This is a genomic window from Williamsia phyllosphaerae, assembly GCF_014635305.1.
Lineage (GTDB): Bacteria > Actinomycetota > Actinomycetes > Mycobacteriales > Mycobacteriaceae > Williamsia_A > Williamsia_A phyllosphaerae.
Window position 1 is genome coordinate 787,935 of record NZ_BMCS01000003.1, and the last position, 26,925, is coordinate 814,859.

25 protein-coding genes, 1 tRNA gene and 1 riboswitch are annotated in these 26,925 nt (G+C 67.8%); of the genes, 7 read left to right on the plus strand and 19 right to left on the minus strand.

All coding sequences use genetic code 11. The features are described from left to right. Positions 1-19: 19 nt before the first annotated feature. Positions 20-233, plus strand: a riboswitch (cobalamin riboswitch). Positions 234-370: 137 nt separating this feature from the next. From IEV93_RS22235 to IEV93_RS22245, 3 genes are read left to right on the plus strand one after another with little or no spacing between them, the layout of a single operon-like run. After that, the gene (locus tag IEV93_RS22235) at positions 371-1,378 is read left to right on the plus strand and encodes a FecCD family ABC transporter permease (RefSeq protein WP_188493337.1); all 1,008 of its coding nucleotides are present in this window, start codon (positions 371-373) and stop codon (positions 1,376-1,378) included. Further along, entirely contained in the window at positions 1,375-2,169 is a 795-nt protein-coding gene (locus IEV93_RS22240; protein WP_188493094.1) for an ABC transporter ATP-binding protein, read from the plus strand. The genes IEV93_RS22235 and IEV93_RS22240 overlap by 4 nt, the downstream gene beginning before the upstream one ends. Next, positions 2,166-3,182, plus strand: coding sequence for an ABC transporter substrate-binding protein (locus tag IEV93_RS22245; protein WP_188493096.1), 1,017 nt, complete (start codon positions 2,166-2,168; stop codon positions 3,180-3,182). Before IEV93_RS22240 ends, IEV93_RS22245 begins: the two co-directional genes overlap by 4 nt. A 10-nt stretch (positions 3,183-3,192) precedes the next feature. Here the strand turns inward: IEV93_RS22245 and IEV93_RS22250 are convergent, their stop codons facing one another. Beyond that, entirely contained in the window at positions 3,193-3,603 is a 411-nt protein-coding gene (locus IEV93_RS22250) for a RidA family protein (protein WP_188493098.1), read from the minus strand. Positions 3,604-3,683: 80 nt separating this feature from the next. Between IEV93_RS22250 and IEV93_RS22255 the strand changes: the two genes are divergently transcribed. After that, a complete protein-coding gene (locus IEV93_RS22255; protein WP_188493100.1) occupies positions 3,684-4,052 on the plus strand; it encodes a winged helix-turn-helix transcriptional regulator in 369 nt (122 codons plus the stop codon). 47 nt (positions 4,053-4,099) lie between these two features. Here IEV93_RS22255 and IEV93_RS22260 read toward each other — a convergent pair whose 3' ends face one another. Beyond that, complete coding sequence (locus IEV93_RS22260) at positions 4,100-6,472, minus strand: Tex family protein (RefSeq protein WP_188493102.1); 2,373 nt, start codon at positions 6,470-6,472, stop codon at positions 4,100-4,102. After that, positions 6,469-7,026, minus strand: coding sequence for a hypothetical protein (locus IEV93_RS22265; protein ID WP_188493104.1), 558 nt, complete (start codon positions 7,024-7,026; stop codon positions 6,469-6,471). The genes IEV93_RS22260 and IEV93_RS22265 overlap by 4 nt, the downstream gene beginning before the upstream one ends. A 29-nt stretch (positions 7,027-7,055) precedes the next feature. Here IEV93_RS22265 and IEV93_RS22270 point away from each other — a divergent pair, with 29 nt between their 5' ends. From IEV93_RS22270 to IEV93_RS22280, 3 genes are all read left to right on the plus strand, one after another. Then, on the plus strand, positions 7,056-7,637 hold the full coding sequence (locus IEV93_RS22270; RefSeq protein WP_188493106.1) for a TetR/AcrR family transcriptional regulator: 582 nt from the start codon (positions 7,056-7,058) through the stop codon (positions 7,635-7,637). Between the two features lie 106 nt (positions 7,638-7,743). Further along, positions 7,744-8,424 carry a DedA family protein gene (locus tag IEV93_RS22275; protein WP_229705399.1) on the plus strand — a complete coding sequence of 227 codons (681 nt, stop codon included), beginning with the start codon at positions 7,744-7,746 and terminating at the stop codon, positions 8,422-8,424. Between the two features lies 1 nt (position 8,425). Then, complete coding sequence (locus IEV93_RS22280; protein WP_188493111.1) at positions 8,426-9,244, plus strand: Fpg/Nei family DNA glycosylase; 819 nt, start codon at positions 8,426-8,428, stop codon at positions 9,242-9,244. Positions 9,245-9,254: 10 nt separating this feature from the next. Here the strand turns inward: IEV93_RS22280 and IEV93_RS22285 are convergent, their stop codons facing one another. The 16 genes from IEV93_RS22285 to recN all read right to left on the minus strand — a co-directional run bounded on the left by IEV93_RS22285 (position 9,255) and on the right by recN (position 26,924). Further along, entirely contained in the window at positions 9,255-10,907 is a 1,653-nt protein-coding gene (locus IEV93_RS22285) for an alpha/beta hydrolase-fold protein (RefSeq protein ID WP_188493113.1), read from the minus strand. A 230-nt stretch (positions 10,908-11,137) separates the two neighbouring features. Further along, positions 11,138-11,211 (minus strand) — tRNA-Pro (locus tag IEV93_RS22290). A gap of 100 nt (positions 11,212-11,311) precedes the next feature. Continuing rightward, positions 11,312-12,040, minus strand: coding sequence for an SHOCT domain-containing protein (locus IEV93_RS22295; protein WP_188493115.1), 729 nt, complete (start codon positions 12,038-12,040; stop codon positions 11,312-11,314). 52 nt (positions 12,041-12,092) lie between these two features. Next, positions 12,093-13,574 (minus strand): alkaline phosphatase, encoded by a 1,482-nt coding sequence (gene phoA / locus IEV93_RS22300; protein ID WP_229705439.1) that lies wholly within the window; start codon positions 13,572-13,574, stop codon positions 12,093-12,095. A 168-nt stretch (positions 13,575-13,742) separates the two neighbouring features. Continuing rightward, positions 13,743-15,170 (minus strand): ribosome biogenesis GTPase Der, encoded by a 1,428-nt coding sequence (gene der, locus IEV93_RS22305; RefSeq protein ID WP_188493120.1) that lies wholly within the window; start codon positions 15,168-15,170, stop codon positions 13,743-13,745. After that, complete coding sequence (gene cmk, locus IEV93_RS22310; RefSeq protein WP_188493122.1) at positions 15,167-15,859, minus strand: (d)CMP kinase; 693 nt, start codon at positions 15,857-15,859, stop codon at positions 15,167-15,169. The genes der and cmk overlap by 4 nt, the downstream gene beginning before the upstream one ends. Then, the gene (locus IEV93_RS22315) at positions 15,856-16,833 is read right to left on the minus strand and encodes a pseudouridine synthase (RefSeq protein ID WP_188493124.1); all 978 of its coding nucleotides are present in this window, start codon (positions 16,831-16,833) and stop codon (positions 15,856-15,858) included. The genes cmk and IEV93_RS22315 overlap by 4 nt, the downstream gene beginning before the upstream one ends. 31 nt (positions 16,834-16,864) lie before the next feature. Next, positions 16,865-17,620 (minus strand): SMC-Scp complex subunit ScpB, encoded by a 756-nt coding sequence (gene scpB / locus IEV93_RS22320; RefSeq protein ID WP_371873891.1) that lies wholly within the window; start codon positions 17,618-17,620, stop codon positions 16,865-16,867. A gap of 41 nt (positions 17,621-17,661) precedes the next feature. Further along, positions 17,662-18,486, minus strand: a complete 825-nt coding sequence (locus tag IEV93_RS22325; protein WP_188493126.1) for a segregation and condensation protein A — start codon at positions 18,484-18,486, stop codon at positions 17,662-17,664. Next, on the minus strand, positions 18,483-19,379 hold the full coding sequence (locus IEV93_RS22330) for a ParA family protein (protein ID WP_229705440.1): 897 nt from the start codon (positions 19,377-19,379) through the stop codon (positions 18,483-18,485). Before IEV93_RS22330 ends, IEV93_RS22325 begins: the two co-directional genes overlap by 4 nt. Positions 19,380-19,543: 164 nt before the next feature. Beyond that, on the minus strand, positions 19,544-20,488 hold the full coding sequence (xerD, locus tag IEV93_RS22335) for a site-specific tyrosine recombinase XerD (RefSeq protein WP_188493128.1): 945 nt from the start codon (positions 20,486-20,488) through the stop codon (positions 19,544-19,546). Further along, the gene (locus IEV93_RS22340) at positions 20,485-21,147 is read right to left on the minus strand and encodes an NUDIX domain-containing protein (protein ID WP_229705401.1); all 663 of its coding nucleotides are present in this window, start codon (positions 21,145-21,147) and stop codon (positions 20,485-20,487) included. The genes xerD and IEV93_RS22340 overlap by 4 nt, the downstream gene beginning before the upstream one ends. Continuing rightward, entirely contained in the window at positions 21,144-22,889 is a 1,746-nt protein-coding gene (gene pyrG / locus IEV93_RS22345; protein ID WP_229705402.1) for a CTP synthase, read from the minus strand. Before pyrG ends, IEV93_RS22340 begins: the two co-directional genes overlap by 4 nt. 84 nt (positions 22,890-22,973) lie before the next feature. Further along, the gene (locus IEV93_RS22350; RefSeq protein WP_188493132.1) at positions 22,974-23,885 is read right to left on the minus strand and encodes a copper transporter; all 912 of its coding nucleotides are present in this window, start codon (positions 23,883-23,885) and stop codon (positions 22,974-22,976) included. A gap of 3 nt (positions 23,886-23,888) precedes the next feature. Beyond that, positions 23,889-25,076 (minus strand): putative cytokinetic ring protein SteA, encoded by a 1,188-nt coding sequence (steA, locus tag IEV93_RS22355; RefSeq protein ID WP_188493134.1) that lies wholly within the window; start codon positions 25,074-25,076, stop codon positions 23,889-23,891. 84 nt (positions 25,077-25,160) lie between these two features. Beyond that, on the minus strand, positions 25,161-26,924 hold the full coding sequence (recN, locus tag IEV93_RS22360) for a DNA repair protein RecN (RefSeq protein WP_188493136.1): 1,764 nt from the start codon (positions 26,922-26,924) through the stop codon (positions 25,161-25,163). Between the last annotated feature and the right edge of the window lies 1 nt (position 26,925).

Here is a 26,925-nt window from a genome sequence, read left to right on the forward strand (position 1 = left end):
CGTGCCCGGTTCGTGATGTAGGTTCACTCCCGACGTCGGCGTGCTCTGGTCGGAAGTTCGATCGGAGCGCCGTAAGAGGGAATCCGGTGACAGTCCGGAACTGCCCCGCAGCGGTGATCGGGAACGACGCGACAACACGCACTGGCCCTGGGCCGGGAAGCAGTCGCTGGTAGGTGGCATCACACGATGCCGTGCCCGAGAGTCCGAAGACCTGCCGCCGTTGGTCGTGTCGACCGACACGACCGCTCATCGACCTCGTGGGACATGGTCGGTGCGGCGCGTGAGTGACTCATGGCTGCCCGCACCCCTTTTCCGCGTTCGACGGAAAGGGCCCGCGGTGCAGACGCAGCGACGCCGCCTTGCCGTCTTCATGGCGCTCGCTCTGTTCGCGCTGGTCGGCGCATCTGTTCTCGGTCTGGTCGTCGGCAGCGTGCACATCGCCCCGTCGGCGACCCTGCGCTACCTGTGGGCCGAGCTGTCCGGCGGCGTCATCACCGGCGCGGACGCCCCGGACTATCGCATCGTGGTCGATTCACGACTCCCCCGGGTGCTCACGTCCATCGTCGTCGGCGCCGGACTGAGCACGGTCGGCGTGATCGTGCAGGCCGTCGTGCGCAACGCCCTGGCCGACCCCTACATCCTCGGGATCTCCTCGGGTGCGTCGGTCGGCGCCACCGCGGTCGTGCTGTTCGGTGCTCTGGGCGGATTGGGGCTCTACGCACTGCCCTCGGCGGCGTTCCTGGGCGCACTGCTCGCCACCGTCATCGTGTTCATGCTGGCCCGGACCTCATCCGGACTCGAACCACTGCGCCTCGTCCTCATGGGCACCGCACTGGGATACGGCTTCTCGGCCGTCACGACCGTCCTGGTGTTCCTCGCGCCGGCCGGTGACGCGGCCCGCAGCGTGATGTTCTGGTTGCTCGGCAGCCTCGCCGCCGCCAGTTGGCATTCGGTCTGGTTGGTCGGCGTGGTCTCCGTCGTGGGCGTGGTGCTCGCTGTCGCCGTGGCCCGCCACCTCGACGCACTGTCGATGGGCGACGATGTGTCGGCGAGCCTCGGCATCGACGCCGGACGGTTCCGTCTCGGACTGTTCGTGGCGTCGGCGATCATCGTCGGCGTGATCGTCTCGGTTTGCGGCGCAATCGGATTCGTCGGGCTGATCATGCCGCACGTCACCCGGTTGCTGGTCGGCGCCGACCACCGGCGGGTCCTGGTGCTCTGCCCGCTGCTCGGAGCGTTGTTCGTCGTGGTCGCCGACATCATCTCGCGCACCCTGGTCCCGCCCTACGAGCTGCCCATCGGCGCGATCACCGCCGCGGTCGGTGTGCCGACGTTCATCCTGCTGATGCGCAGGCGGACCCGGACGGTGTCGCCATGAGCGGTCCCGACTACCGATCCGCAATTGACTACTCCGAAGTATCGGTGCGCCTGGGCGGCACCCAGATCGTGCACGACCTGACGATGTCGGTGGAGACGGGACGCTTCTTCGGTTTCATCGGACCCAACGGCAGCGGCAAGTCGACGGTGCTGCGATGTCTGTACCGGGCGTTGAAGCCAACGAGCGGCGACGTCACGATCAACGGCCGGCGGGTGGGCGCGAGCTCCCTTCGGGAGAACGCTCGTCAGGTCGCCGCGCTGACACAGTCCTCGACGATGTTCCTCGATTTCACCGTCGCCGAGGTCATCCGCACCGGCCGGCTCCCCCACGTGCGCCTGCTGCAGTCGATGTCGACCGAGGACGAGCTGATCTGCGCCCGCGCGGAGGAGGACGCCGGGGCCACCGATCTACGTCACCGGCTGTTCAGCGAGCTGTCCGGCGGTGAGGCGCAGCGTGTCCTCGTGGCGCGGGCGTTCGCGCAACAGACGCCGATCCTGGTGCTCGACGAGCCGACCAACCACCTCGACGTGAAGCATCAGTACGCCGTGATGCGTGCGGCACGCGACCGTGGTGTCACCGTCATCGCGGCCCTGCACGACCTGAACGTCGCCGCCCAGTTCTGTACCGATCTCGCCGTCGTCTTCGACGGTCGGATCGTGCTGCAGGGCACACCGGCCGAGGTGTTGACCGTCGCCGCCATCGAGAAATGGTTCGGGATCGGCGCTCACGTCGTCCCCCATCCGCGCACTTCAGTTCCTCAGATCATCTTCGACGAAGGGTTCCACCCATGAAGACATCCACATTCGGCGGCGTGGTGTGCGCCGTGGCGGCGGCGTTGGTGATCAGCGGCTGCGGTGCCGAGGTCGAGAACGCCTCGCCGTCGTCCGGTGCGGACGCGAAGGTCGAGGTCTCGAATTGCTCGGGGCCGCTGTCGGTGCCGTCGAATCCGAGCCGTGCGCTGACCAACGACACCGGCATCACCGAGATGATGTTCGCTCTCGGCCTGCAGGATCGGATGGTCGGCTACACCACCTACGAGGGCAAGGACCGCGATCTCGCGACGTCGCCGTGGCGCCAGGAGTTCGAGACCACCCGATCGCTCGGCACCGCGTTCACCCGTGAGGTGATCCAGAATGCCGATCCCGATTTCGTGTTCGCCGGATGGAACTACGGGTTCAAGGAGTCCACCGGCGTGACACCCGACTGGATCCGCGCCATCGGCGCGACGCCGTATCAGCTGACCGAGGCATGTCGGCAGCCCGGCACCACCAAGCGCGGCATCAAGCGTCCACTCGACGCGTTGTACGACGACATCGACAACCTGGGAACGATTTTCGGCGTCCGGGACCGTGCCGCCTCCCTCGTCAAGAGCTATCGCGACGAGGTGTCCGCCGCGTCGGCGAAGGCGCCGGCTGCCGATCGCCGCGCCCGCGTCCTGCTCTTCGACAGCGCCGATCCCGCACCCTTCACCGCCGGTCGCAACGCCGCGCCGGACCAGATCATCTCCGAGGCGGGCGGCACCAATGTGTTCGACGATCTCAACGATTCGTGGACGTCGGTCTCGTGGGAGGCGGCCGCCCAGAACGATCCGCAGGTGATCGTCGTCGTCGACTACGGCGCCGGCCCGGCCAACACCGTCCAGGCGAAGATCGCCCAACTACGAGCCCAGCCACTGATGGCCGGCACCACTGCGGTCCGGGAGGGCAACTTCATCTCGTTCCCGTATGCCGCACTGGTCGAGAGCCCGCGCAACCCAGCCACCATCACCGCGTTGGCGAGTTACCTCCGCGGTAAGGGGTACTGACCGGACGGGGTCAATCGACTATCGCGGTTGCCTCGACCTCCACAAGGACATCGGGCTCGAAGAGGATCGACACCCCGATGAGGGAGGCCGGGGGCATGGGCGACGACAGCCCGATCTCGGTAGCCACCTGTTCGACACCGGCCATGAAGTCCCCCATCTTCTCCGGCGTCCAATCGGTGACGTAGAAGGTGAGCCGAACCACATCGGTGAACGAGGCGCCGGCGCCCGTCAATCCGATCGCGGTGTTGCGGAGCGCCTGCGCCACCTGTCCGGCGAGGTCGCCGGGAGCCACCGGAGTTCCGTCCGAGAGGCGTGCAATCTGCCCGGCGACATGCACATGGCGGGTGCCGGTCGCCACCGCCACGTGGTGGTAAGGAACGGGTTGCGTCATCCCGGTGGGACTCAAGAAAGTCACTGACATGTCTGGTCTCCTCAATTCCTCGAAGTAGGTATGTTCTTGATACCTAGTAGACGCAGGACACTTCAACGAGACCAGGTTTCATGCCGGATACCACCGACCGCAACGAACTCGCGATCAGCGCTCCTCACCGCGAGCTGCTCGATCACGTACTCGACAAATGGTCGCTTCACGTCCTCAACGAGCTCTGCGAACGACCGTGCCGGTTCAACGAGCTGCGTCGGGCCATCCCCGATGTCACGCAGAAGTCCCTGACCGGCACACTGCGGCGCCTCGAGAGAAACGGAATCGTCGAGCGAGTGGTGATCAGCTCGCGTCCCGTCGCCGTGGAGTACCGGATCACACCCTTGGGCAAGACCCTTCGACATCCGGTCGACGTCCTCCTCGAATGGGCGTCTTCTCACATCGACGACATCGAGCGTGCGCGACGGGACTTCGACGCCGAGGCGTGACGCGGACCACGCTCCGCGGAGCGCGGTTCGACAAACTGCCGGTGAAGCTACTTGCCGAACCCCGCGTTGCGCAGTGCGTCGGCCATGGAACCGGTGGGCGCGGGCGTCGGACGGCGGTCGTTGCTCTTGTTCTGAGCGGGCTTGCCGCGACCGGTATCACCGGTGCGCTGCGGCGGCCGACCACCCTGCCTGCGTTCCTGTTTCGGTGCGCCCGGCTTCTTTGCGCCCGGACCGACCTCGTCGTTCAGTCGCAGCGTCAACCCGATGCGCTGGCGGTCGGTGTCCACCTCGAGCACCTTGACCTTGACCACCTGACCGGAGCGCACCACCTCGTGCGGGTCGGAGACGTACTTGTCCGACATCGCTGACACGTGGACCAGACCGTCCTGGTGCACACCCACATCGATGAACGCACCGAACGCCGCGACGTTCGTGACGACACCTTCGAGAACCATGCCGGGCGTGAGGTCGGCAACCTTCTCGACACCGGCCGCGAACGTCGCGGTGGTGAACGCGGGACGCGGGTCGCGACCGGGCTTCTCCAGTTCGGCCAGGATGTCGGTCACCGTCGGGACGCCGAAGCGGTCGTCGGCGAAGTCGACGGGACGCAGCGTGCGCAGCGACCGTGTGTCGCCGATCAACTCGGCGAGTGCGACACCGGAGCGGTCGAGGATCTTGCGGACGATGGGGTAGGCCTCGGGGTGGACCCCCGACGCGTCGAGCGGATCGGCGCCGTCGGTGATCCGCAGGAACCCCGCGCACTGCTCGAACGCCTTGGGCCCCAACCGCGGTACGTCGAGCAGGGCCTTGCGGGTCTGGAAGCGGCCGGTCGCGTCGCGATGGGCGACGATCGATTCCGCGAGCGTCGTCGACACACCGGACACCCGGGCCAGCAGCGGCACCGACGCAGTGTTCAGGTCGACACCCACGGCGTTGACCGCGTCCTCGACGACCGCGTCGAGGCTGCGCGCAAGCGTGCCGGGGTTGACGTCGTGCTGGTACTGGCCGACGCCGATCGACTTCGGCTCGATCTTGACCAGTTCGGCCAGCGGGTCCTGCAGGCGGCGCGCGATCGACACCGCTCCGCGGAGCGTCACGTCGAGCTGCGGGAGTTCGTAGCTGGCGTACTCCGACGCCGAGTACACCGATGCGCCGGCCTCGCTGACCATCGCCTTGGCGGGGGCGGCGCTACCGGACGAGCGGATCTCGGCCAGCAGTTCGGTTGCCAGCGCGTCGGTTTCGCGGGAGGCGGTACCGTTGCCGATCGCGATCAGATCGACACCGTGCCGCGCGACCAGGGCCGCGAGCGTCGCCTTGGCGGTGTCCCACTGCTTCTGGGGCTGGTGGGGGTAGATCGCGCAGGTGTCGAGAACCTTGCCTGTCCCGTCGACGACGGCCACCTTCACACCGGTACGGAAGCCGGGATCGAGACCCAGCGTGGTGCGGGCGCCGGCCGGAGCGGCCAGCAACAAGTCGTTGAGGTTCTGGGCGAACACTGCGACCGCGTCGTCCTCCGCCTGCTTGCGCAGTCGTAGGCGCGCATCGGTCTCCGCGGTCAGGTGCAGCTTCACCTTCCACGCCCAGCGGACGCAGGTCGCCAGCCAGGCCGTCGCGGGACCGGGATGCGACAGGTCGATTCCCAGCGATGCCGCGGCCAGCGCCTGGTAGGCCTCGTCCTCACCGCCGTCGAACGTCAGCGACAGGACATCCTCCTTCTCGCCACGCAGGGCGGCGAGCACTCGGTGCGACGGCATCTTGTGCAGCGGCTCGGAGTAGTCGAAGTAGTCACGGAACTTCTGTCCTGCAGGGGTGTTCACCACCGAGTCCGACTTCGGCGCGGTACGGAGTGCACCGTCGTTCCAGAACTTCTCGCGGGTGGCGCCGACGAGATCGGCGTCCTCGGCCGCACGCTCGATCACGATGAACCGCGCGCCGTCGAGGGCAGCGGCCGCGTCGTCGAATCCCTCGGTCACGAACTCGGCCGCGACAGCCTCGGGTACCAGCGACGGGTCGGCGAGCAGCCGGTCGGCGAGAGGCTCGAGCCCGGCCTCGCGAGCGATCTGCGCCTTCGTGCGGCGCTTGGTCTTGAACGGGAGGTAGATGTCCTCGACGCGGGACTTCGTCTCGGCAGCCTCCAACGCGACCCGCAGGTCGTCGGTCAGCTTGCCCTGCTCCTCGATCGACTTGATGATCGCGGTCCGTCGCTCGTCGAGTTCACGTAGATAACGCAGACGCTCGTCGATGGTGCGGAGCTGCGCGTCGTCGAGACTGCCGGTGACTTCCTTGCGGTAGCGGGCGATGAACGGCACGGTCGAGCCCTCGTCGAGCAGCCGCACCGCCGCCGCGACCTGGTGCTCTCCCACCGCCAGTTCCTCGGCGATGCGGGCGTTCACGGACTTGCGCACAGCACTCGAATTCACCCGCCGGACACTACCTGCCTCCGCTGACCGTGCAGCTGCGGCGCGGGCACGGTGGCGCGACGGCGCCGCCAGTACCCGTAGGTCGCCAACAGTTCCAGCGGTCCCCACAGAACGATCGGTGCGTAGCAGGCCACCATCAGCACGAGGGCTGTCCCGTGTGTGTGCCCGGCGTCGGGACGATGACCCGTCAGAATCTGTGTGGTCATCGAGACGGTGAACAACCACGTGACGGCCAGCCCGCCCAGCGTCGCGACCATGATCACGGGCAGTCGCGGCACTCGACGGTTCATCAGCTCCACGCCCCAACGACTGGCGAGACCGACCGTCAGGAACGAGGTCGCCAGCTGGACGACGCTGAGTCCGAACACGTAGGCGTAGCCGACGAGGTGATCGTCGGCGAGTTCGAACTCACGCAGCTCCGCAGTCCCCGGCATGAGGCCCACGATCATCAACACGCGCCAGACCGCCGACGGAACGGTGACCGCGAACGCTGCCCACGCGACCCACCTCAGCCATCGCGACGCGGGTTTTAGAGCCTCAGTTCTAGTTGGCATGTTCGCAAACTACCCCTAGAGTTTCGTGGGTGGCAAGACCCCAGAAGTTCTCCGTCGACCAGATCCTCGACGCGGCCGGACAGGCGTGCGTCGAGCACTGGCGCGACACGACCATCACCCACGTCGCTGCCATCGTCGGGGCACCAACGGGGTCGATCTATCACCGCTTCTCCTCCCGTGACGCGCTGTTCGGAGCGCTGTGGGTGCGATCGATCAATCGTTTTCACCAGGGCCTGCTGGTCGCGTCGACCATCGACGACCCGCGTGCGGCCATGGCTGCGCTGGCGCGACACATCCCGCAGTTCTGTCGCGACAACCCACACGACGCGAAAGCCATGACCCTGTATCGGCGCGTCGACCTGATCGATCTGGTCCCCGACTCGATGCGCGACGACGTGGCAACGGTCAACGACGCCATCGACGTCGCACTGCGCGACGTCGTGAAGCGGCGATACGGACGTCTGACCGATCGTCGCCACCGGCTCGCGCTGCTCGCGACCCGGCAGGGTCCGTACGGGCTGATCCGGCCACTCGTCGGCGACGAGATACCCCACGAATTCGACACCATCTGCGTCGCGTCGGCGGAGGGAATCCTCGCCCTCGGCGACTGATGACGCTGTGGCGTCCCCCACGTCGACCCGGTGAAGTGTCCGTTTTTCTGGATGATGGTTGGGAACGCGGCGAGAGGGCCGCATGAACACCAGGAGGTCGGCGGCGTTGAGCACCGCGACAGTGACAGCGGCAGGCGAGCACGGATTCACCGGACTGACCGGCTTCGCGGCAGACGTTCTCGAGCGCATGGGCGACGCCGGAATCGGACTGCTGATCTTCCTGGAGACGATCTTCCCGCCGATCCCCAGTGAAGTGGTGTTGCCCTTCGCGGGATACCTGAGCCGCAGCGGGGACCTGTCCTTCGTGGGACTGCTGTTGTGGAGCACCGCGGGCGCCTGGATCGGGGCGCTGGTGCTGTATCTGCTCGGACGGCTGGTCGGGCTCGACCGCACCGTGAACGCCGCCGTCTGGACCCGCATCGTGAGCCGCCGCGACGCCGAACGTGGCGCGCACTGGTTCCAGCGATTCGGGACGTGGTCGGTGTTGCTCGGTCGGATGATCCCCGGGGTGCGATCGATCATCTCGCTGCCCGCCGGCGCCGGGGCGATGAACCTCGCGGTCTTCAGTGCACTGACCATCGCCGGCTCCGCGGTCTGGAACGGCCTGCTGCTCGGTGTCGGGGTCGCGCTGGGGACGCAGCACGAACGTTTCCACGACTATCTCGGCTACTTCGACTACGTCGTCTACACGATTCTCGCCGTCGCCGTGGCCATCCTGGTCGTCCGTCGACGCCGCCATGTTCGCGAGGACGACGCAGCCCCGGTCGAGGAGCAGGTATACCGGTAGGGTGCCTGAACTTCCCGAGGTCGAGAACGCGCGACAGGTCGTCGAGAAAGCGTTGGACCGCACCATCACCGAGATCGACGACCACGACGAATACGAATGCCGCCCGCACCGGCCCGGCGAGATAGCCGACGCTCTCGTCGGGGGGCGACTCACCACGGCGAATCGACGCGGCAAAGCGATGTGGTGCGAGACCGAGACCGCGGACGGCACGCCCGGTCCCTCGCTCGGAGTCCATCTCGGCATGGGTGGTCGCATCATCGTCACCGCCCCGGACGGCGAGAACTCGTCGAACTACGGCGGCGGTAACGCGAAAGTCGGAGTGCGGGAGAAGGACAAGCCGGAGTGGACGCGGTTCTCGATGACCTTCGACGACGGCGGACAGTTGCGACTGTTCGACAAGCGGCGCCTCGGTCGGGTCCGGCTGGAGCCGGACATCGACGCCCTGGGCACCGACGCCGCCGAGATGGATCGCGACGAGTTCCGCACCATGATCGCCGCCAGCGCCGCCCCGCTCAAAGCCAGGCTGCTCGACCAGAACGCGATCTCCGGCATCGGCAACCTGTTGGCCGACGAGGTGCTGTGGCAGTCGGCCATCTCACCGTCGCGACGGGCCAAGACGCTCGACGTCGACGAGGCCGACGAGCTCCGTCGCGTGCTGCGACGGTGCACCCGGGCGGCGATCCGCAAGGGCGGCGTCCACACAGGCGAGATCATCCCGTTCCGGCACGCGGACGCGTCCTGCCCCCGATGCGGCGCGCCGATGAAGCGCGGCACAGTCGGCGGCAGGACCACCTGGTGGTGCTCGAAAGAGCAGTCCTAGCGCGACGACGTCACTTCGCCGACGACGCCGCCGATGTCGAGTCGCTCTTCGATGTCGACGCGCTCTTGGAAGTCGACTCGCTCGTGGATGTCGAATCCGTCTGCGTCGCCGCCGATCCTGAACCTGTCGCAGACGTCGTGGCCGACGACGTCGGCGTCGTCTCCGACGCCGTCACCGGAGCCTGGGACGACTCCACCGGAGCCGTTGACGTCGATTCGGGACTCGTCGACGTCGGCGTGGTCGAGGACCCCGTGCCGGAGGCAGACGAGCCGCTCGACGAGAAGGTCGCCACCGGGGCGACCGGCGTGGTCACACTGGACGCAGGGACCGTGACAGACGTCGTGGCGACCGGCGCGGTCGCGACACCCGTGGACGTGGGGCTCGCGGTGGATCCGACGCTCGTGAGAGATCGTGCGGCCGTCGAGTCGGCCCCGGTCACAGCACCCGAGTTCGAGATCTCCTGAACAGCAGCGGCATTGATCGTCGAGACCTTGTCAGTGCTCGAGGCGGTCTTGTTCGCCGCGTCCAGCTTCGCCTGCGCGTCTGCGAGTGCCTTCTCGATCGCCGCCGCATCTGACGGAGCGGACTTGGCCCACGAGTAGAAGTCGTGGCTACCGAAGTTGTACTGGAAGCGGACCGGCGCGCCGGTCATGACGGCCTGCGCGTTCAACATGGTGGTCGAGATCAGCGATCCCATCTCGATCGCCACGCCTGTCGCGATGGCCACACCCGCCGCGGGGATGCCCAGGAGGCCACCCTGCGCGATGAGCGCCAGCACGGTCTTCAGCGGCGGGACACCGTTCCCGACGGAGATGATGGCGATCTGGCCGTTGGCCTTGAGCTCACCGAGTCGCTTGCTGACATCGTTTGCCGCCCAGGTGTTGCCGGGCATGGTCGGATCGCCCCACATCGCGATTCCGCCGTTGCTGATTCCGGCACGATCGTTCTGGATGTACGGGATCGCCTGATAGCCGAGCGCATTGTCGGTCTGATAGAAGCCGGAGAACGCACGGACCACCGAGAAGACATCGGGATGGTTCAGGGCGAGGATGATGGCCGGTCCCGCTGACATCGAGACACCGACGATGGCGTTGTTCTGCTTCTGAATCGAGAAGTTCTTGTCCAGGTAGTCGGGCAGTTCGGTGCTGAGGAAGTCATCCCACTGCGGCGCCGGAACCTTCTGACCGTTCTGAATGGGGTTGGTCTGCCAGTTGGTCGCCCACTCGCCGGCACCGCCCGCGGGCAGGACCAGGTTGACGCCCGTGCTGTACGCGTCGACCTCACCCACATCCGGGTTGGCCCAGGTGTTGTAGTCGTTGTTCGCCCCGAGACCGTCGAGGAAGTAGATCCCGTTCTCGGTACCACCCGCGGCCTGATCAGACGCACGGACCTCCACGGCGACCTCGCGACCGAGAGAGTTCGAGAAGAACTTGCACGTCTGGATGTTGCGTTGCTGATCGGCAGTGGTGTTCCAGGAACAGTTCTCGCGGAGCTGAGCCGGTGCGACCGCCATCGCCGGTGCCGCCATGCCGAGCGTGACCGCCGCAGCGGTGGCTCCGGACGTCGCCAGAAGAAGCTGCGCTCTGCGCTTCGACGGCGACGACGTGCGTGTCGGTGCTGCGTGCTTGGTCTGGGCGCGATGGCGCCCCTGTGAATTCCCCACCGTGATTCCTTCTCCCTGTGAAAAAAATGTTTTCACTCCCCGGTGTGAACATACAGTTCACGAACCGTCGCCGTCGACTAGGGATCAAGAAACCGGCGTGTCGCCGTGAAACGCCCGAGCTGGAGGGCGACGACGCACAGGGTGTTTGAGATCGGCTGAACGAGTTGAAAGTTCGCCGTGCGGTGAACGGGACTTCGACAGAGCAGGGGTGATCACTGCTGCTTTATGTGTCGGGCTGACAGGATTTGAACCTGCGACCACTTGACCCCCAGTCAAGTGCGCTACCAAGCTGCGCCACAGCCCGTGGCTGCCCCGTGAGGGGCATCGCCGCCCCGTGAGGAGCAGCCTGAACAGGTTATCCGACCGGCCTGCCTTCGTGCCAATCGCCTGGCCTGCGACGCCCGTCAGAGCCGAGCGAGCAGCTCCGCCTTCTTCGCGGCGAACTCGTCGTCGGTGAGGATGCCGCGCTGATGCAGGTCGGCCAGCGACTCGATCGTCGCCAGGATGTCCTCGGAATCGCTCGTCCCGCCCGTGGACGACGCCGGTGCGGAATCCGTCGCCGGCGCCTCCGGAGAGCCGTCACCCTCGACCTCGGGGAGGCTGGACACGTCGAAGGTCCCCAGTTGACTGGTAAAGCGCACCGACCCGGGTCCGACACCCTGCTGCTGGGAGACGCCACCGATGTGGTGTTCCCCGGTGTCGAAAACCGTTGTCACGCCCCCTACCTGGATCGCCAGGCGCCGGGTCGCGGGAAAGATCGCGTACCGCGCATCGTTCTGCCCCCCGAACGAGCTGGGCACACCGAGGTCACCGGGCCACCACCTGGACGACGTCACCCCGACCTGGCTGTCGTCCGGGAACACCGCCGAGGTGGTCACGAGCTCCGACAGCTCCGAGCACAACGCGTCGACGCGGGCCTTGAGCGCGTGGTCGAACATTGCGCCCACCATGGTCATCCCGCCGCGGATCCACTGCCCCGATCCGCCGAGCTCGGGGATCGAGAACTGGGCCATCGTGCCGCCGCCCCGACTGACCGCGAGCAGCATGGCCAGCACGGCGTCGTGCGAGACCTCGTGACGCTGCGCGATGTCGGCGACGGCGCGTTGAACTTCCGGGCTGACCGTTGTTCCCATGGGACGATTCTAGGTGTCGAGCCACTCCCGAGACCGACGCATGGGATTCCGTCTACTTCAGGTCCAGTGCCCTCGCCACCGTGAAGAACAGGTCGGTCTGATCGGTCAGGCCCACCACGTCCGCCGCATTCGGACCGTAAGCCGCGATCCGCAACTGGGATCCGGTGTGGCCCTGGTCGTAGGCGTCGAGGTTGTCCGAGGTGCCGTAGGACACCGTCATCGGAGCGCCGTCCTTGGTGGTCAGCACCCGTGTCAGTCCGGGGTAGATCGCCTCACGCACAGCCTGTTCGGGGAGCTTCGCCTCCTCCGCCGCGGCCGCGACGTCCTCGGCAGTCGTGGTCTCGACGACCTGGCTGCTGTGGGCGTGATCCGCCGTGACGATGACCAGCGTGTCCTTGGACTCCTTCGCGTAGGCGAGCGCCACCTGGGTGGCGTCGTCGAGATCGACGGTCTCCCCGATCTGGCCGCACGGGTTCGCAGCATGGTCCTGCTTGTCGATCGACGCGCCCTCCACCTGGAGGAAGAAGCCCTTGTCGTTGCCCTTGAGCAGGTCGATCGACTTCTTCGTCATGTCGGCGAGCTTGGGGACATCGGCGCCCCGCTCGGGGTTGTCGGTGCACGTCGCGGCCGGCTCCAGGTAGCCACCCTTCGTGGCGACGGGGCCCTGCATGCGCACCGGCATGTTGCCGTCGGCGAAGAGTCCGAGCACAGGTGCGTCCTGGTTTGCCTTGTCGAGTTTGTTCACGTCGTCGGCCGTGCGGACGATGTTGTAGCCACGCTCCTGGGCCTGGACCTCGAGCGTCTTGCCCCGGTAGTCACCGGCCTTGGCGACCTGTTGGAAACTCTCGGCGCCACCACCCATCACGATGTCGGCGCGCGAGGTGAGGATCTGCTCGGAGATGGATCCGAGTCCGCCCTTCTCCAATGCATTGTCCGGGCACTTCGCTTTGGTGTCGTCGGGTCCGTAGCACTTGCGCGCGCTCACGTGCGCGAGCTGCACCGCTGGGGTCGCGTCCTGGATCTCAGCAGTGCTGATGTCGCCGGTCGCCTTGCCGGATTCCTTGGCCTTCTGCAGCAGCGTCTTCTGTGGCGCTCCCTTGATGTCGACCGAGATCGCGCCGTTGTAGGTCTTGGTGCCGGTCGCCCAGGCCGACCCGCTCGCCGCGGAATCGGTGACATAACTGGGCTTACCGTCCTTGCCCACCGAGTAGTGGGTGTACTGCCCGGTGAGCGGCAGCGCGTCGATGCCCGGGAATGCACCTGCGGCGCCCTCGGCGTAGTTGCGCGCCACGGTGATCTCCGAGTCGCCCATTCCGTCACCGATCAGCAGGATGACGTTCTTGGCGCCGGTGCTGCGGATCGAGTCCTCGATGAGCTGACGCCGGTCATCACCCGAGCGGCGGGCACCGCCGTGCTCGGAGATGGAGCCGGTGGCCGCGGGGGTGAGCATCGGCAGCGCCGTGTCCGCCCTATTGTCGCCGTCGTCGGAACCACATGCGGCGACCACCGCTACCATGCACACCGCCGCAGACATCGCCGCGTACCGCTTCGGGTTCGACCGCACTGTTCGTCCTCTTCTCGTCTGTGTCCCGGGCGCCGATGGCCCGCGATGCATAGTGGAGTCCGCATATGAACGGACACTGTCGAGAAGACGACGAAACACCCAACTGCGGCACAAGCCGCGAAGTATCGATACCCGGTTTTACTTGCGGCGCTCGCGCTTTTCGCGGACTCGGACGTTGATCCGCACCGGCGACCCGTCGAACCCGAACTGTTCACGCAGCTTGCGCTCCAGGAAGCGGCGATAACCGGCCTCGAGGAATCCGGTGGTGAACAGCACGAACGTCGGTGGCCGTGTGGCGGCCTGGGTCGCGAACATGACGCGGGGCTGACGACCACCACGCACCGGCGGTGGCGTCGCGGCGATGATGTCCTTGAGCCAGCCGTTGAGCTGACCGGTGGAGATCCGCTTGTCCCACGACTCCAGTGCGCCGTCGAGCGCGGGCACCAGCTTCTGCACCGATCGACCGGTGGCGGCGGAGATGTTGACCCGACGCGCCCACGGCACCCGGGACAGGTCGCGGTCGATCTCCTTGTCGAGACGTTCACGCCGGTCCTCGTCGACGAGGTCCCACTTGTTGAACGCGATGACCAGCGCGCGACCGGCCTCGATCACCGACGTCAGCACACGCTGATCCTGCTCGGTGATCGGCTCGGACGCGTCGATCAGCAGTACGACGACCTCGGAGGCGTCGATGGCCGCCCGGGTGCGCAGCGAGGCGTAGTACTCGTGGCCGCTGGCGGTGTTGACGCGCTTGCGCAGGCCGGCGGTGTCGACGAAGTTCCACAGCCGTCCACCGAGTTCGACGAGTTCGTCGACCGGGTCGACGGTGGTGCCGGCGACGTTGTCGACGACCGCACGATCGGAGTCGGTCAGCTTGTTGAGAAGCGAACTCTTGCCGACATTGGGCTTGCCGACGAGGGCCACGCGGCGCGGCCCGCCGTAGACGTCGGTCTCCCGGGGCGTCTCCGGCAGGATGTCGAGGATCGCGTCGAGCAGATCACCCGCTCCCCGACCATGCGCCGCCGACACCGACCACGGCTGACCGAGACCGAGCGACCACAGTGCAGCCGCCTCCGACTCGACGCGCTCGTCGTCGACCTTGTTGGCCGCGAGCAACACCGGCGTCTTCGACCGGCGCAGGACCTTCGCCACGGCCTCGTCGGTGCTGGTGGCCCCGACAGTGGCGTCGACGACGAGGACCACGGCGTCCGCGGTCTTCATGGCGTGCTCGGCCTGTCGGGCGATCGACTGCTGCATGCCCTTGGCGTCGGGCTCCCAGCCGCCGGTGTCCTGCACCAGGAATCGCCGACCCGACCAGTTGGCCGAGTAGGAGACGCGGTCACGGGTGACGCCAGGGATGTCCTCGACGACGGCCTCGCGGCGGCCGAGGATGCGGTTGACGAGTGTGGACTTGCCGACGTTGGGTCGTCCGACGATCGCGATGGTCGGCATCGGGACCGCGAAGCCCTCGACACCGTCGCCGTCGGGGTCGACGACCTGCCAGTCGCCTTCGTCCGACCAGACGCCGTCGACGACACCGAGATCGATGTCGGTGGGTTCGGTCATGACAACACTCCGATTCGCTGGTTCGACAGTTCGACCAGTCGGTCGATGACCTGGTCGATGTCGAGGTTGCTGGTGTCCACCTCGACCGCGTCGTCGGCCGGACGCAGCGGCGAGTGCTCACGTGTCGAGTCGAGATGGTCGCGGCGCTGCACGTCGGCCAACACCCCGGCGAGGTCGCTGGTGCGACCCTGCGCGAGGTTCTGGTCGTGGCGACGCTCGGCGCGCGCCTCCGCGGTGGCGGTGAGATAGATCTTGAGGGTGGCGTCGGGGAAGACGACCGTCCCGATGTCGCGGCCCTCCACGACGGCGAACTCACCGGCGACGAGTTCGCGCTGCAGCGCGACCATCTTCTCGCGTACCGCCTTGACCGCGGAGACGGCCGACACGGCCTGTGTGACCGCATCGGTGCGGATCTCGTCGGACACGTCCTCTCCGGCGAGGGTGACCGCGTGCGAGGACGGGTCGTTGCTCAGCGTCATCACGACGTCGGCGACGGCGTCGATGATCTCCTGCTCGACGGTGACATCGGCGCCGGCGCGCAGCGCGGCCAACGTGGCTACGCGGTACATCGCACCGGTGTCGAGGTAGCGCGCACCGACACGATCGGCCAGTCGTCGCGAGACGCTCGACTTGCCGGTGCCCGCGGGCCCGTCGATGGTGATGATCGTGGTGTTCGGGGTGGCACTCACATCCCCACCGCCTTGTAGAGCTCGCCGATCTCCTTGCGGCCCAACACCCGAAGGCTGCCGGGACGCTGGTTGCCGAGGTTCACGGTGCCGATCTCGGTGCGCACGAGCCCCAGCACCGGGAAGCCGACGAAGTCCATCATGCGACGCACGATGCGCTTACGGCCTTCGTGCAGTACGAGTTTCACCAGAGTCTGACCCTCGTTGATCTCCAGGACGCTGAACCCGTCGACCTCGGCCGGGCCGTCATCGAGCTCGATGCCCGCCTTCAGTGTGCGGCCGAGACCACGCGGGACGACACCCTTGACGGTCGCCAGGTAGGTCTTGGGCACCTCGTAGGACGGGTGCATCAGGCGGTGCGCGAGCTCGCCGTCGTTGGTCAACAGCAGCAGGCCCTCGGTGTCGGCGTCGAGCCGTCCGACGTGGAACAGGCGCTGGCCGGACATGACGCGCTCGGCCACTATGTCGCCGACGCAGGGACGCCCCTGGTCGTCGGACATGGTCGACTGCCAGCCCTTGGGTTTGTTGAGCACGAGGTACTGCATGTCCTCGTCCATGACGACGCGCGCGCCGTCCACACGGACGACCGCGGTCGCGGGATCGATGCGCATGCCCTGCTCGGTGACGATCTCGCCATCGACGTCGACACGTCCGGCGGCGATCAGTTCCTCGGCACCGCGGCGGGAGGCGACACCGGCCTGTGCGAGGACCTTCTGAAGGCGGACGCCGTCGGCGACATAGTTCGCGCCCTCGCCGTCGACGGGGTCGACGTTCTGGAAGCGGGCGGGTTTGGCGTTGTTGATGCGGGCCTCACCGCGCGCAACGCTGGGACTCGAGGAGCCCTTGCGATGCGTGCGCTTGGGTCCGATGCGCGATCCGGGGGCGGGTCGCCCACTCTTCTCAGCGCTCTTCTTGTTGGTGTTCGATGCAGCGTTCTTGCTGCGATCCGGTCTGCCGTCTCGGCTAGCGGGTGCCATGGTGAATCCAGTTTCTATTCAGGTTTTGATTTCAGTCGTCCAACTCCGCGGTGGCCGCGGAAATTTCCGACGCCCCCGAGTCTGACGGGTGCGAGCCCATCTTGGCGAATCGCGGATCGCTGATGATCTCGTCACCGATCTCGTCGATGACGTCGACATCGGGTAGCAGCGGAGCCAGATCCGGGAGTTCGCTCAGCGACGCCAGACCGAGTCGTTCCAGGAACAGCTCGGTGGTCGCGTAGAGCGTTCCACCGGTCTCCGGGTCGGTCCCCGCCTCGGTGATCAGCCCGCGGGCCAGCAACGTCCGCATGACCCCGTCGACGTTGACGCCACGCACTGCGCTGACCCGGGTGCGGCTGACGGGCTGCCGGTAGGCCACCACCGACAGCGTCTCGAGCGCGGCGCGGGTCAGCTTCGACCGCGCCCCGTCGAGCAGCAGTTTCTCGACGTAGGGCGCGTAGTCGTTGCGGGTGTAGAACCGCCAGCCGTCGCCGGCGAAGCGCAGGTCGATACCGCTCGACCGGGCGCTGAGCTCGGCGTCCATCGCGCGCAGCGCCGCGTCGATCCGCGTGGCCGGCTCCCCCGTCGCCGACGCCAGCTGTTCGGTGGTGACCGGGGAGTCCACCACCAGCAACACCGCCTCGAGGGCCGAGCGCAGTTCGTCGTCGTCGAGTGGGTCGGCGAGTTCATCGGCCGGGTCGACGGCGCGTCCGGGTTCGTCGAACAGACCGTCGGACGCTGTGTCGGAACTCTCGTCGGGCCCGCTCGGCTCCCCGCCGTCGGTCATCTCGTTGTCGGTCATCTCGTTGTCGGTCACCCCGCCGTCGTTCATCCGTAGTCCTCCACGCTGGTCACGCTGATCTCCTCGGTCTCGCGCTCACCGCTCCACATGACGTGCAGCGTCCCGAGCGCCTCGCTCTGCTCGAATTCCACGGCGCGTTGCCGGAACAGGTCGAGCAACGCCAGGAAGCGGGCGACGACCTCCAGGCCGTTGGCGCACTCCGACGCCAGCGTGCCGAAGTCGACCCACTTACCCGCTCCCGCGATCCGCAGGAGCTCGGTCACGCGGATGACCTGCTCGGGCACCGACACCGCGTCCACGTCGTGCAGGTGGGCCAGACCGACGCGAGGAACCGGCTTGGGTGTCATCGCGGCCGCCGCGACCTGCGCGAACTGCCAGGCGTCGACGCCCAGTGTCACCTCGGGCAGCAGCTGCTCGTAGCGCGGCTCCAACGACACCGCCCGCGGATACCGTTGCAGTGCTGCGGCTTCCAACTCGGCGAACAGAGCGGCCACCTGCTTGTAGGCGCGGTACTGCAGCAGCCGGGCGAACAGTAGGTCCCGCGCCTCCAGCAACGCGAGGTCGTCGGCGTCCTCGACCTCACCCGCGGGCAGCAGTCGCGCGGCCTTGAGGTCGAGCAGCGTCGCCGCCACCACCAGGAACTCGGTGGTCTGGTCGAGGCTGACGTCGTCGGTGAGGTTGCGGGTGTAGGCGATGAAGTCGTCGGTGACCAGGTGCAGCGCGACCTCGGTGACGTCGAGGCGGCGGTTGCTGATCAGTTCGAGCAACAGGTCGAACGGGCCCTCGAAGTTGGCGAGGTTGACCTGGAAGCCGACCGGCGCGGCCTGCTCGACGGTGTCGCTCTCGGTCACGACGTGCCGGTGCGGTACAACACCTCACGCGCCAGAGCCCGATACGCCTTGGCGCCACCGGATTTCGGAGCCCACGACGTGATCGGTTCGCCGGCGACACTGGTCTCCGGGAAACGTACGGTGCGTGCGATGACGGTGTCGTAGACCGCGTCGCCGAACACCTCGACCACCCGGTTCATCACCTCACGGGAATGCAGGGTGCGGGCGTCGAACATCGTCATGAGGATGCCGCCGAGGTGCAGCCTCGGGTTGAGCCGGTCGCGCACCTTGTCGATGGTGTCGTTGAGCAACGCCAGCCCGCGCAGCGCGAAGTACTCCGACTCCATGGGGATCAGCACGGTGTCGGCGCACGCGAGGGCGTTGACGGTCAGCAGTCCCAGCGACGGCTGGCAGTCGATGAGCACGTAGTCGTAGCGGTCGAGGATCGGGTGCAGCGCACGGGCCAGGGTGTGTTCGCGACCGACTTCGTTGACGAGTTGGATCTCGGCGGCCGAGAGGTCGATGTTGCTGGGCAGCAGGTCCAGGCCGTCGACCCGGGTCGAGTGCAGCACCTCGTCCACCGACACCTGTGGTGGGACCAGGACGTTGTGCACGGTCAGCTCGAGTTCGTGGTGCGGGACACCCAAGCCCGCCGACAGCGCACCCTGTGGATCCAGATCGACGAGCAGCACGCGCCGTCCGTACTCGGCCAGCGCGGCACCGAGATTGATCGTCGACGTCGTCTTGCCGACGCCGCCCTTCTGGTTGCAGACCGCGATGACGATGGCCGGACCGTGCTTGTCCACCGGCTTCGGCTCGGGCACCTCACGCGTCTGCCGACCCGTCGGACCCAGCCCCTCGGCGTCCGCGGCCGAGACGTCCGACTCGGCCGGGCCGCGCGACGGCGTGTCGATGGTCAGGCTGTACTGGGCGTCGTGCGGGTCTGCATCGCGAACGGGGGCACCCGGAACCGGTGGCTGCGGTGCGCTCACGTCGTCGATGCTCCCGTCGTACGTGGTGGGGATGGAATGCAGATCAGCCTAGTGCGTCGGCGGCGCGTTGCCGTGACGCATCGCCGTCAGCGCGCACGGGGATGGGCCGTGGCGTACACCTCACGCATCGCCGACACCGTGACCAGCGTGTACACCTGCGTCGTGGTCACCGAGGCGTGTCCCAGCAACTCCTGCACGACGCGGACATCGGCCCCTCCGTCGAGCAGGTGGGTGGCGAAGCTGTGGCGCAGCGTGTGTGGGGACACCGACTTGTCGAGGCCGGCGCGTCCGGCCGAGTCGACGAGCACCTGCCAGGCGCTCTGCCGCGACAGGCGCCCGCCGCGGGAGTTCAGGAACATCGCCGGGTTGAACTTCGACACCAGCGCCGGCCGGCCGCGGACCAGGTAGGCCTCGATCGCCGCGATCGCCGGCCCACCCACGGGGACCATCCGCTCCTTGCCGCCCTTGCCGCGCAGCAGGATCGCGCCGGTCTCGGCGACGAAGTCCTCGATGTCGAGTGAGACCGCCTCGGAGATGCGTGCGCCACAGCTGTAGAGCAACTCCATCAGGGCACGGTCACGCAGGCTGCGCGGTGTCTCCGACGGTCCGCTGCCGCCGGAGGCCTCGAGGATCGCGACGACCTCGTCGATCGCGAGTGACTTCGGCAGCCGACGAGCCGGCTTCGGGGGTCGGACGGCGTGCGCCGGGTCGGTGGCCGTCATCCCCTCGGCGAGGGCGAACTTGTGCAGACCCCTCGTCGCGACCAGGGTGCGCGCGACCGAACTGTCGGCCAGCGGCACCTCGTCCCGGTCGGGATCGCCGCGCCGCAGGGCGACGAGGAACTCGCGCACGTCCTCCTCGGTCACCTCGGCGAGATCGGTGATCGACCGCGACGTCAGGTAGTGCTCGTACCGGGTCAGGTCCCGGCCGTAGGAGCTCAGCGTGTTCTTCGCGGCACCCCGTTCGACGGCGAGATGGTCGAGATACCGGTGGATCTGGCTCTCGAGCTCTCCGCCTGCGCCCGACGTCACGCGCCGCCGGAGTCCCGGCGCGCGTGTCGCTGATCGAGGGCGGTGGGCTGATCGACCCACTCCGAGTCGGGGCCGCGCAGGTCCGCACCGGTGCGCTCGGTGTGGGCCAGCGCCAGGATCCCGGCGACACTGGTGACGTTGACGATCTCGCCGGAGAACACCATCGCGACCGCGTCGTCGAGGGGGATCCAGTCGATGGCCATGTCGGCCTCTTCGTCGTGCGCCTCGGGGCGGTCGACGTCGCGCAGATCGGTCGCACGGAACACGCGCAGCGCCTCGTCGGTGAACCCGGGCGAGGTGGCGACGTCGACGAGGGTCGCCCAGGTGTCGGCCTCGACGCCGACCTCCTCGACGAGCTCGCGCTGCGCGGCCTGCAGCGGCGACTCGTCTCCGCCGGAATCCATCAGTCCCGCAGGCAGTTCGCGCAGTCGGCGCCCGACCGGGTGCCGGTACTGGGTCACCGTGGCGATGGCACCGGAGTCGTCGAGCGCCACGATCGCCACCGCGCCGTGGTGCTCGACGACCTCGCGCTTGGCCGAGCCGTCGCCGGGCATGGTGACCTCGTCGACCCGCAGTGCCAGGATCGCGCCGTCGTAGACGGTCCGCGAATCCGTCACCGCGAACTCGTGACGCCCGGTGGTGTCGTCGGATGCGCTCACACGCCGGCCTCCGTGGCCCCGGGCTCGACGACGGGTGCGGTGACCACGCGCTCGTCACCGTGGACGTCGACCTCGAGCCGCTCGGCGGCCTTGTACCGCAGCGCCGCGGCGACGAACGCGATGAACAGCGGGTGCGGTCGGGTGGGCCTGCTCTTGAGTTCGGGATGTGCCTGAGTCGCCACCAGGAAGGGGTGGATCTCCTTGGGGTACTCCACGAACTCGACCAGGTGGCCGTCCGGCGAGGTCCCGGAGAACACCAGTCCGGTGCTCGCGACCTGCTCACGGTAGGTGTTGTTGACCTCGTAGCGGTGTCGGTGTCGCTCGGACACCTCGGTCGCGCCGTAGGCGCTGGCCACGATCGATCCGCGCTGCAGCACAGCGGGATACGCGCCAAGGCGCATGGTGCCACCCAGGTCGGCCTCGCCTGCGACGGCGAGCTCCTGATCGGCCATGGTGGAGATCACCGGGTACGGGGTCTCCGGGTCGAACTCGGCCGAGCTCGCGTCGTCGAGTCCCGCCGCGCGCGCGGCCTCGATGACGATGCACTGCAGTCCGAGGCAGAGTCCGAGCAGCGGGATGCCGCGGCGGCGGGCGTACCGCACGGCGCCGACCTTGCCCTCGATACCGCGGATGCCGAAGCCGCCGGGGATGAGGATCGCGTCGACGTCGCCGAGATGTCTCTGCGCACCCAGGTCGGTGGCGCACTCGTCGGACTGGACCCATCGGATCTCGACCTTGGCCCGAGCGGCGAACCCACCGGCCCGGATCGCCTCGGTCACCGACAGATATGCGTCGGGCAGGTCGACGTACTTGCCCACCAGCGCGACGGTCACCGATTCACGCGGCTCGTGGACGCGCTTGAGCAGTTCGCCCCACACGGTCCAGTCCACGTCGCGGAACGGCAGTCCGAGCTTGCGGACGACGTAGGTGTCGAGCTGCTCGTTGTGCAGCACCTTGGGGATGTCGTAGATCGACGGTGCGTCCGGGGTGGAGATGACACCCTCGATGTCGACGTCGCACATCAGCGCGATCTTGTTCTTCAGCGACTCCGGGACATCACGGTCACACCGCAGGATCAGCGCGTCGGGCTGGATACCGATGTTGCGCAGCGCGGCCACCGAGTGCTGGGTCGGCTTGGTCTTCAGCTCGCCCGACGGCGCGAGGTACGGGACCAGCGACACGTGGAGGAAGAAGACGTTGTCGCGACCGACGTCGTGGCGGATCTGCCGCGCCGCCTCGATGAACGGCTGCGACTCGATGTCGCCGACGGTGCCGCCGATCTCTGTGATCACCAGATCGGGCTCGTTGCCATCGGCATCGGCCGCACGCATCGCGAGGATGCGGTTCTTGATCTCGTCGGTGATGTGCGGGATGACCTGGACGGTGTCGCCGAGGTACTCGCCGCGTCGTTCCTTGGCGATGACGGTCGAATAGACCTGTCCGGTGGTCACATTCGCCGATTGCGACAGGTTCCGGTCGAGGAATCGTTCGTAGTGACCGACGTCGAGGTCGGTCTCGGCCCCGTCCTCGGTGACGAAGACCTCACCGTGCTGGAACGGGTTCATCGTTCCCGGATCCACGTTGAGGTAGGGGTCGAGCTTCTGCATGGTCACCCGCAGACCGCGAGCGGTCAGCAGTTGTCCGAGGCTGGAAGCCGTGAGTCCTTTGCCGAGCGACGACGCGACGCCGCCGGTGACAAAGATGTGTTTGGTGCCCGAATGAGCATGACGCAGTGGTCGCAAGGCTTCTCCCGATTGGCCGGAGCAGGTCATCTGACCTGCTCGCCTACGGGATTCAACCGTAACACCTCTCGGGGTGTTCGGGCGTCAGGTGGTCGGTGCGATCGCGCTCGCGCCGGGTCCGGTACCGAATGCGCCGACCCGGCTGCGGGCCGCGTTCGCCAGCGCGAGGGCCGTCACGATGCGTCCGGTGCTGGCCTCGACGTCGTCGACCGACGACACACCGCGCGACAGCGAGGCGTCCGAACGCAACACCGCGATGGGTGAGCCGCCCTCGGCCGACCCCGTCCGACCGGCGAGTACCGTCCCGGATCCGCGTGCGCCGAGCGCAGCGGCGAACCGGGCGATCACCTGCCCACGCGCTCCGGCGTCGTCGGCGAACTTGTCGCCGGTGATGACCACCGCGAGTTGTGCGGGGCCCACGGCATTGTCGACGTAGGTGATGAACCCACCCTGTCGCAGCGCCGCGAGTCCGGACCCGATGTCGGAGTCCGACGCCGGCGCGGCGTCGCCCTTGCGCTGCAACAGCGCGCCGAGCAGATCCCCGACACGACCGCCGGAGTCGGTGAGCTCGGGTCGCAGTGTCGTGCCTGCCGGGATGCTCTGGTCGACGATGCTGGTCAGTTTCTCCGCCGAGCCGTCGCCGATGAGCGCATCGGTGAGCCCGACCTGACCGGCGAACCGTGCGCCGGACTGGTTGAGCACCTGTTTGACGCCCGAGATGTCACCCTCACTCGCGCCGGGCACGGTGACCAGCAGCACCGATCGGTTGGCCAGCAGCCCGTCGAGGAGTCGGGGCGCCACCGCGGTGTTGAACGCATCGGCGGCGTTCACCTGCCCGCTGAGGGCGTCGTTCTCCGAACGCAGTCCGGAGACCGTCGAGTCGTCGTTCGACGACCCGACACGGTCACCGAGGAAGCCCGATCCGAGGGCGAGGCCCACGGCGAGCGCGAGGAACACCGCGATCAGCGAGATCGCGTGTTGGCGGAGAGAGATCACGTGCTATCGGTTCCAGACGTCCCTGGCCCACGAGTAGACCCGATCCCACTCGGCCAGGATCCAGTCCACGATCTCGCCACCGGTGTTCGACGCGACCACCGCGACGATGACCGCGGCCAGGGCGGCGAGGATGAGCAGCGCGATGGCGGCACCCGACACGCGGCTGCGGTACAGCGTGGCAACAGCTTTCGCGTCCACGAGCTTCGGACCGACCTTCAGGCGGGTCAGGAACGTCGACGGGTTGCTCTCCCGGCGGCTGCGATCGAAGAAGTCGTCGAGAGTGGCCGAGGTGCCGACCGTGACGATCAGCGAGGCGCCGTGGAAGTCGGCGAGCAGCAGTGCGAGGTCGGACGCCGAGCCGGCGGCCGGGAAGGTCATCGCGCCGACACCGAGGTCCTGGATGCGCTCGAGTCCGGTGGCGTGGCCGTCCGGGTCGGCCGGGAGGACGACCTGCGCACCGCATTTGAGCGTCGCGGCGCGGATGCCCTCCGGGTCGCCGACGATCAGGTCGGGTCGGTAGCCGGCGCGCATCAGGGCGTCCGCACCGCCGTCGACACCGATCATGACCGGCGCGTACTCCTTGATGAACGGCTTGAGCTTCTTGAGGTCGATCTCGTGCTCGGGTCCGTCGGCGACGACCACCACGTGGCGGTTCTTCAGCGTGACCTCGACCTCGGGCACACCGACACCGTCGATCAGCAGTGGCGACTCGCTGCGGATGAACTCGATGGTGTTGCCGGAGAACGCCTCGAGGTGATCGACCAGACCGGACTTGGCCTCGATCATCATCGAGGCGACCTCGCGCTCACCGATCTCGGTGCCGCGTGCCAGCCGGTTGTGACCGACGTAGACCTCGCCGTCGTCGATGCGGATCTTGGCGCCGTCCTTGATGCGGCGGAAGACCTCCGGGCCGGCGTCGTCGATCAGGGTGATGCCCGACGCGACCAGCACCTCGGGACCGAGGTTCGGGTAGCGACCCGAGATCGACGGCGAGGCGTTGATCACCGCGGTGACGTCGGCCTCGACGAGACGGTCGGCGATGACCCGGTCGAGATCGAGTTCGTCGAGGATCACGATGTCCCCGTGTCCCACCCGTTCGAGCAGACGGGCGGTGTTCTTGTCGACCCTGGCGATTCCACTGAATCCAGGCAGGGTGTCGTCGGTGCGGGACAGCAACGCTGGCATCTTCATGCCGCTCATGATTGCTCCGGCCGCGCCGACGGACGCGGAGGCGCGCCGTAACATTTGCCACTTTTGTCACACGAGTAACACCAGTTACGCGGTCGCCTTCTCGCTTTCCGCGGTGGCCAGCAGTTCCTCGGCGTGGGCGCGGCCGGTGTCGGAGTCGCCCAGACCGGCGAGCATCCGGGCCAGTTCGGCGATCCGGCCGTCATGATCGAGCGTGGTCACCGAGCTGGTCACCGAACTCGCGCGGGTGCTCTTACCGATGAGCAGGTGGTTGTCGGCGAAGGCCGCCACCTGAGGCAGGTGCGTGACGACGATGACCTGATGGCTGCGGGCCAGAGCGGCGAGTCGCTTGCCGATCTCGACCGCGGCCCGACCACCCACACCGGCGTCGACCTCGTCGAACACCATGGTCGATCCCCCACCGGGTCCGGCGAGGACCACCTCGAGGGCCAACATGACGCGCGACAGTTCGCCGCCGGACGCGGATTTGGTGATCGCCAGCGGTACAGCACCCGAGTGCGCGGCGAGGGTGAACTCGACGCGATCGACTCCGCCGGATCCGGCGTGCAGCCGGGCGCCGTCGACGACCAGACTCCGGGGGTCGGACTCCCCCGACTCGTCCGGCACCACCGCGACACCGAGTTTGGCGTCCTTCATGGCGAGGCCGGCGAGTTCCTTGGTCACCTTCGTCGCCAGCGACCCCGCCGCCTTCGTCCGTGCCGCGGTCAGCGCACTCGCCGCGGAAACCAGCGCATCGGTGGCCTCGGTCGCCGCGACCTCGAGCGCCTCGATCGAGACCGACGAGTCGTCGATCTCGGCGAGTCGACGCGTCGCGTCGTCGCGCCAGGCGATGACGCCGTCGATGTCGGGGGCGTACTTGCGGATCAGGTTCTTCAACTCGGCCTGACGGGCCAGGACCTTCTCGAGCTCCGAGGCGTCGGCGGGCAGACCGTTGAGGAACGATCCGAGTTCCTCGCCGATGTCGCCTACGAGGGACAACGCCTCCTCGACCCGCGGCCGCAGCTCACGCAGCGTGGGTTCCGACGTCGTCTCCAGCAGGTTGCGGACCTGACCGAGGGAGTCGAGCGCCGACCCCGCGTCGGTGTCGGTGTCGGCCATGTCGGCCTGCCCGGTCAGGGCTACGTGGGCGCCGACCGCGACCGAACGGACCGCCTCCAGATCGCCGAGTCGGTTGACCGTGGCCGCGAGCTCCGCGTCCTCACCGGGGGTCGGTTCCACGGCACCGATCTCGTCGAGCGCGTAGCGCAGCCGGTCGGCCTCCTGGGCCAGCTGCCGCGAGTTGGCTCGACGCAGTTCGAGCTGGTCGACGGCCTGGGTCCACGCCTCGCGTGCGCGGCTGTACTCGGCGAACGTCTTCGCGACGGGTTTGCCGCCGAAACGGTCGAGGGCGTCGCGCTGGTGTTCGGGTTTGAGCAATCGCAGCTGGTCGTTCTGACCGTGGATGGTGAGAAGGCTGGTCGTGAACTGCCCGAGCACACCGACCGGCACCGAGCGACCACCGAGGTGGGCCCGCGACCGGCCGTCCGAACCGACCGAGCGAGCGGCGATGACGGTGTCGTCGTCGTCGCGTTGCGCGCCGGCGGAGTCGAGGATCTCGGCCACGCCGGTGTCGGACGGGTCGAGTCGGAAACGCCCTTCGACCATGGCGCGGTCGGTACCCGCGCGCACCCGGTCGCCGTCGCCACGCACACCGGAGAGCAGGTGCAGGCTGGTGACCACCATCGTCTTGCCTGCACCGGTCTCGCCGGTGAGCACGGTGAACCCGTCGTGGAACTCCGCGGCGGCGTCCTCGATCACGCCCAGCCCGCTGATCGCTATCTCTTCGAGCACG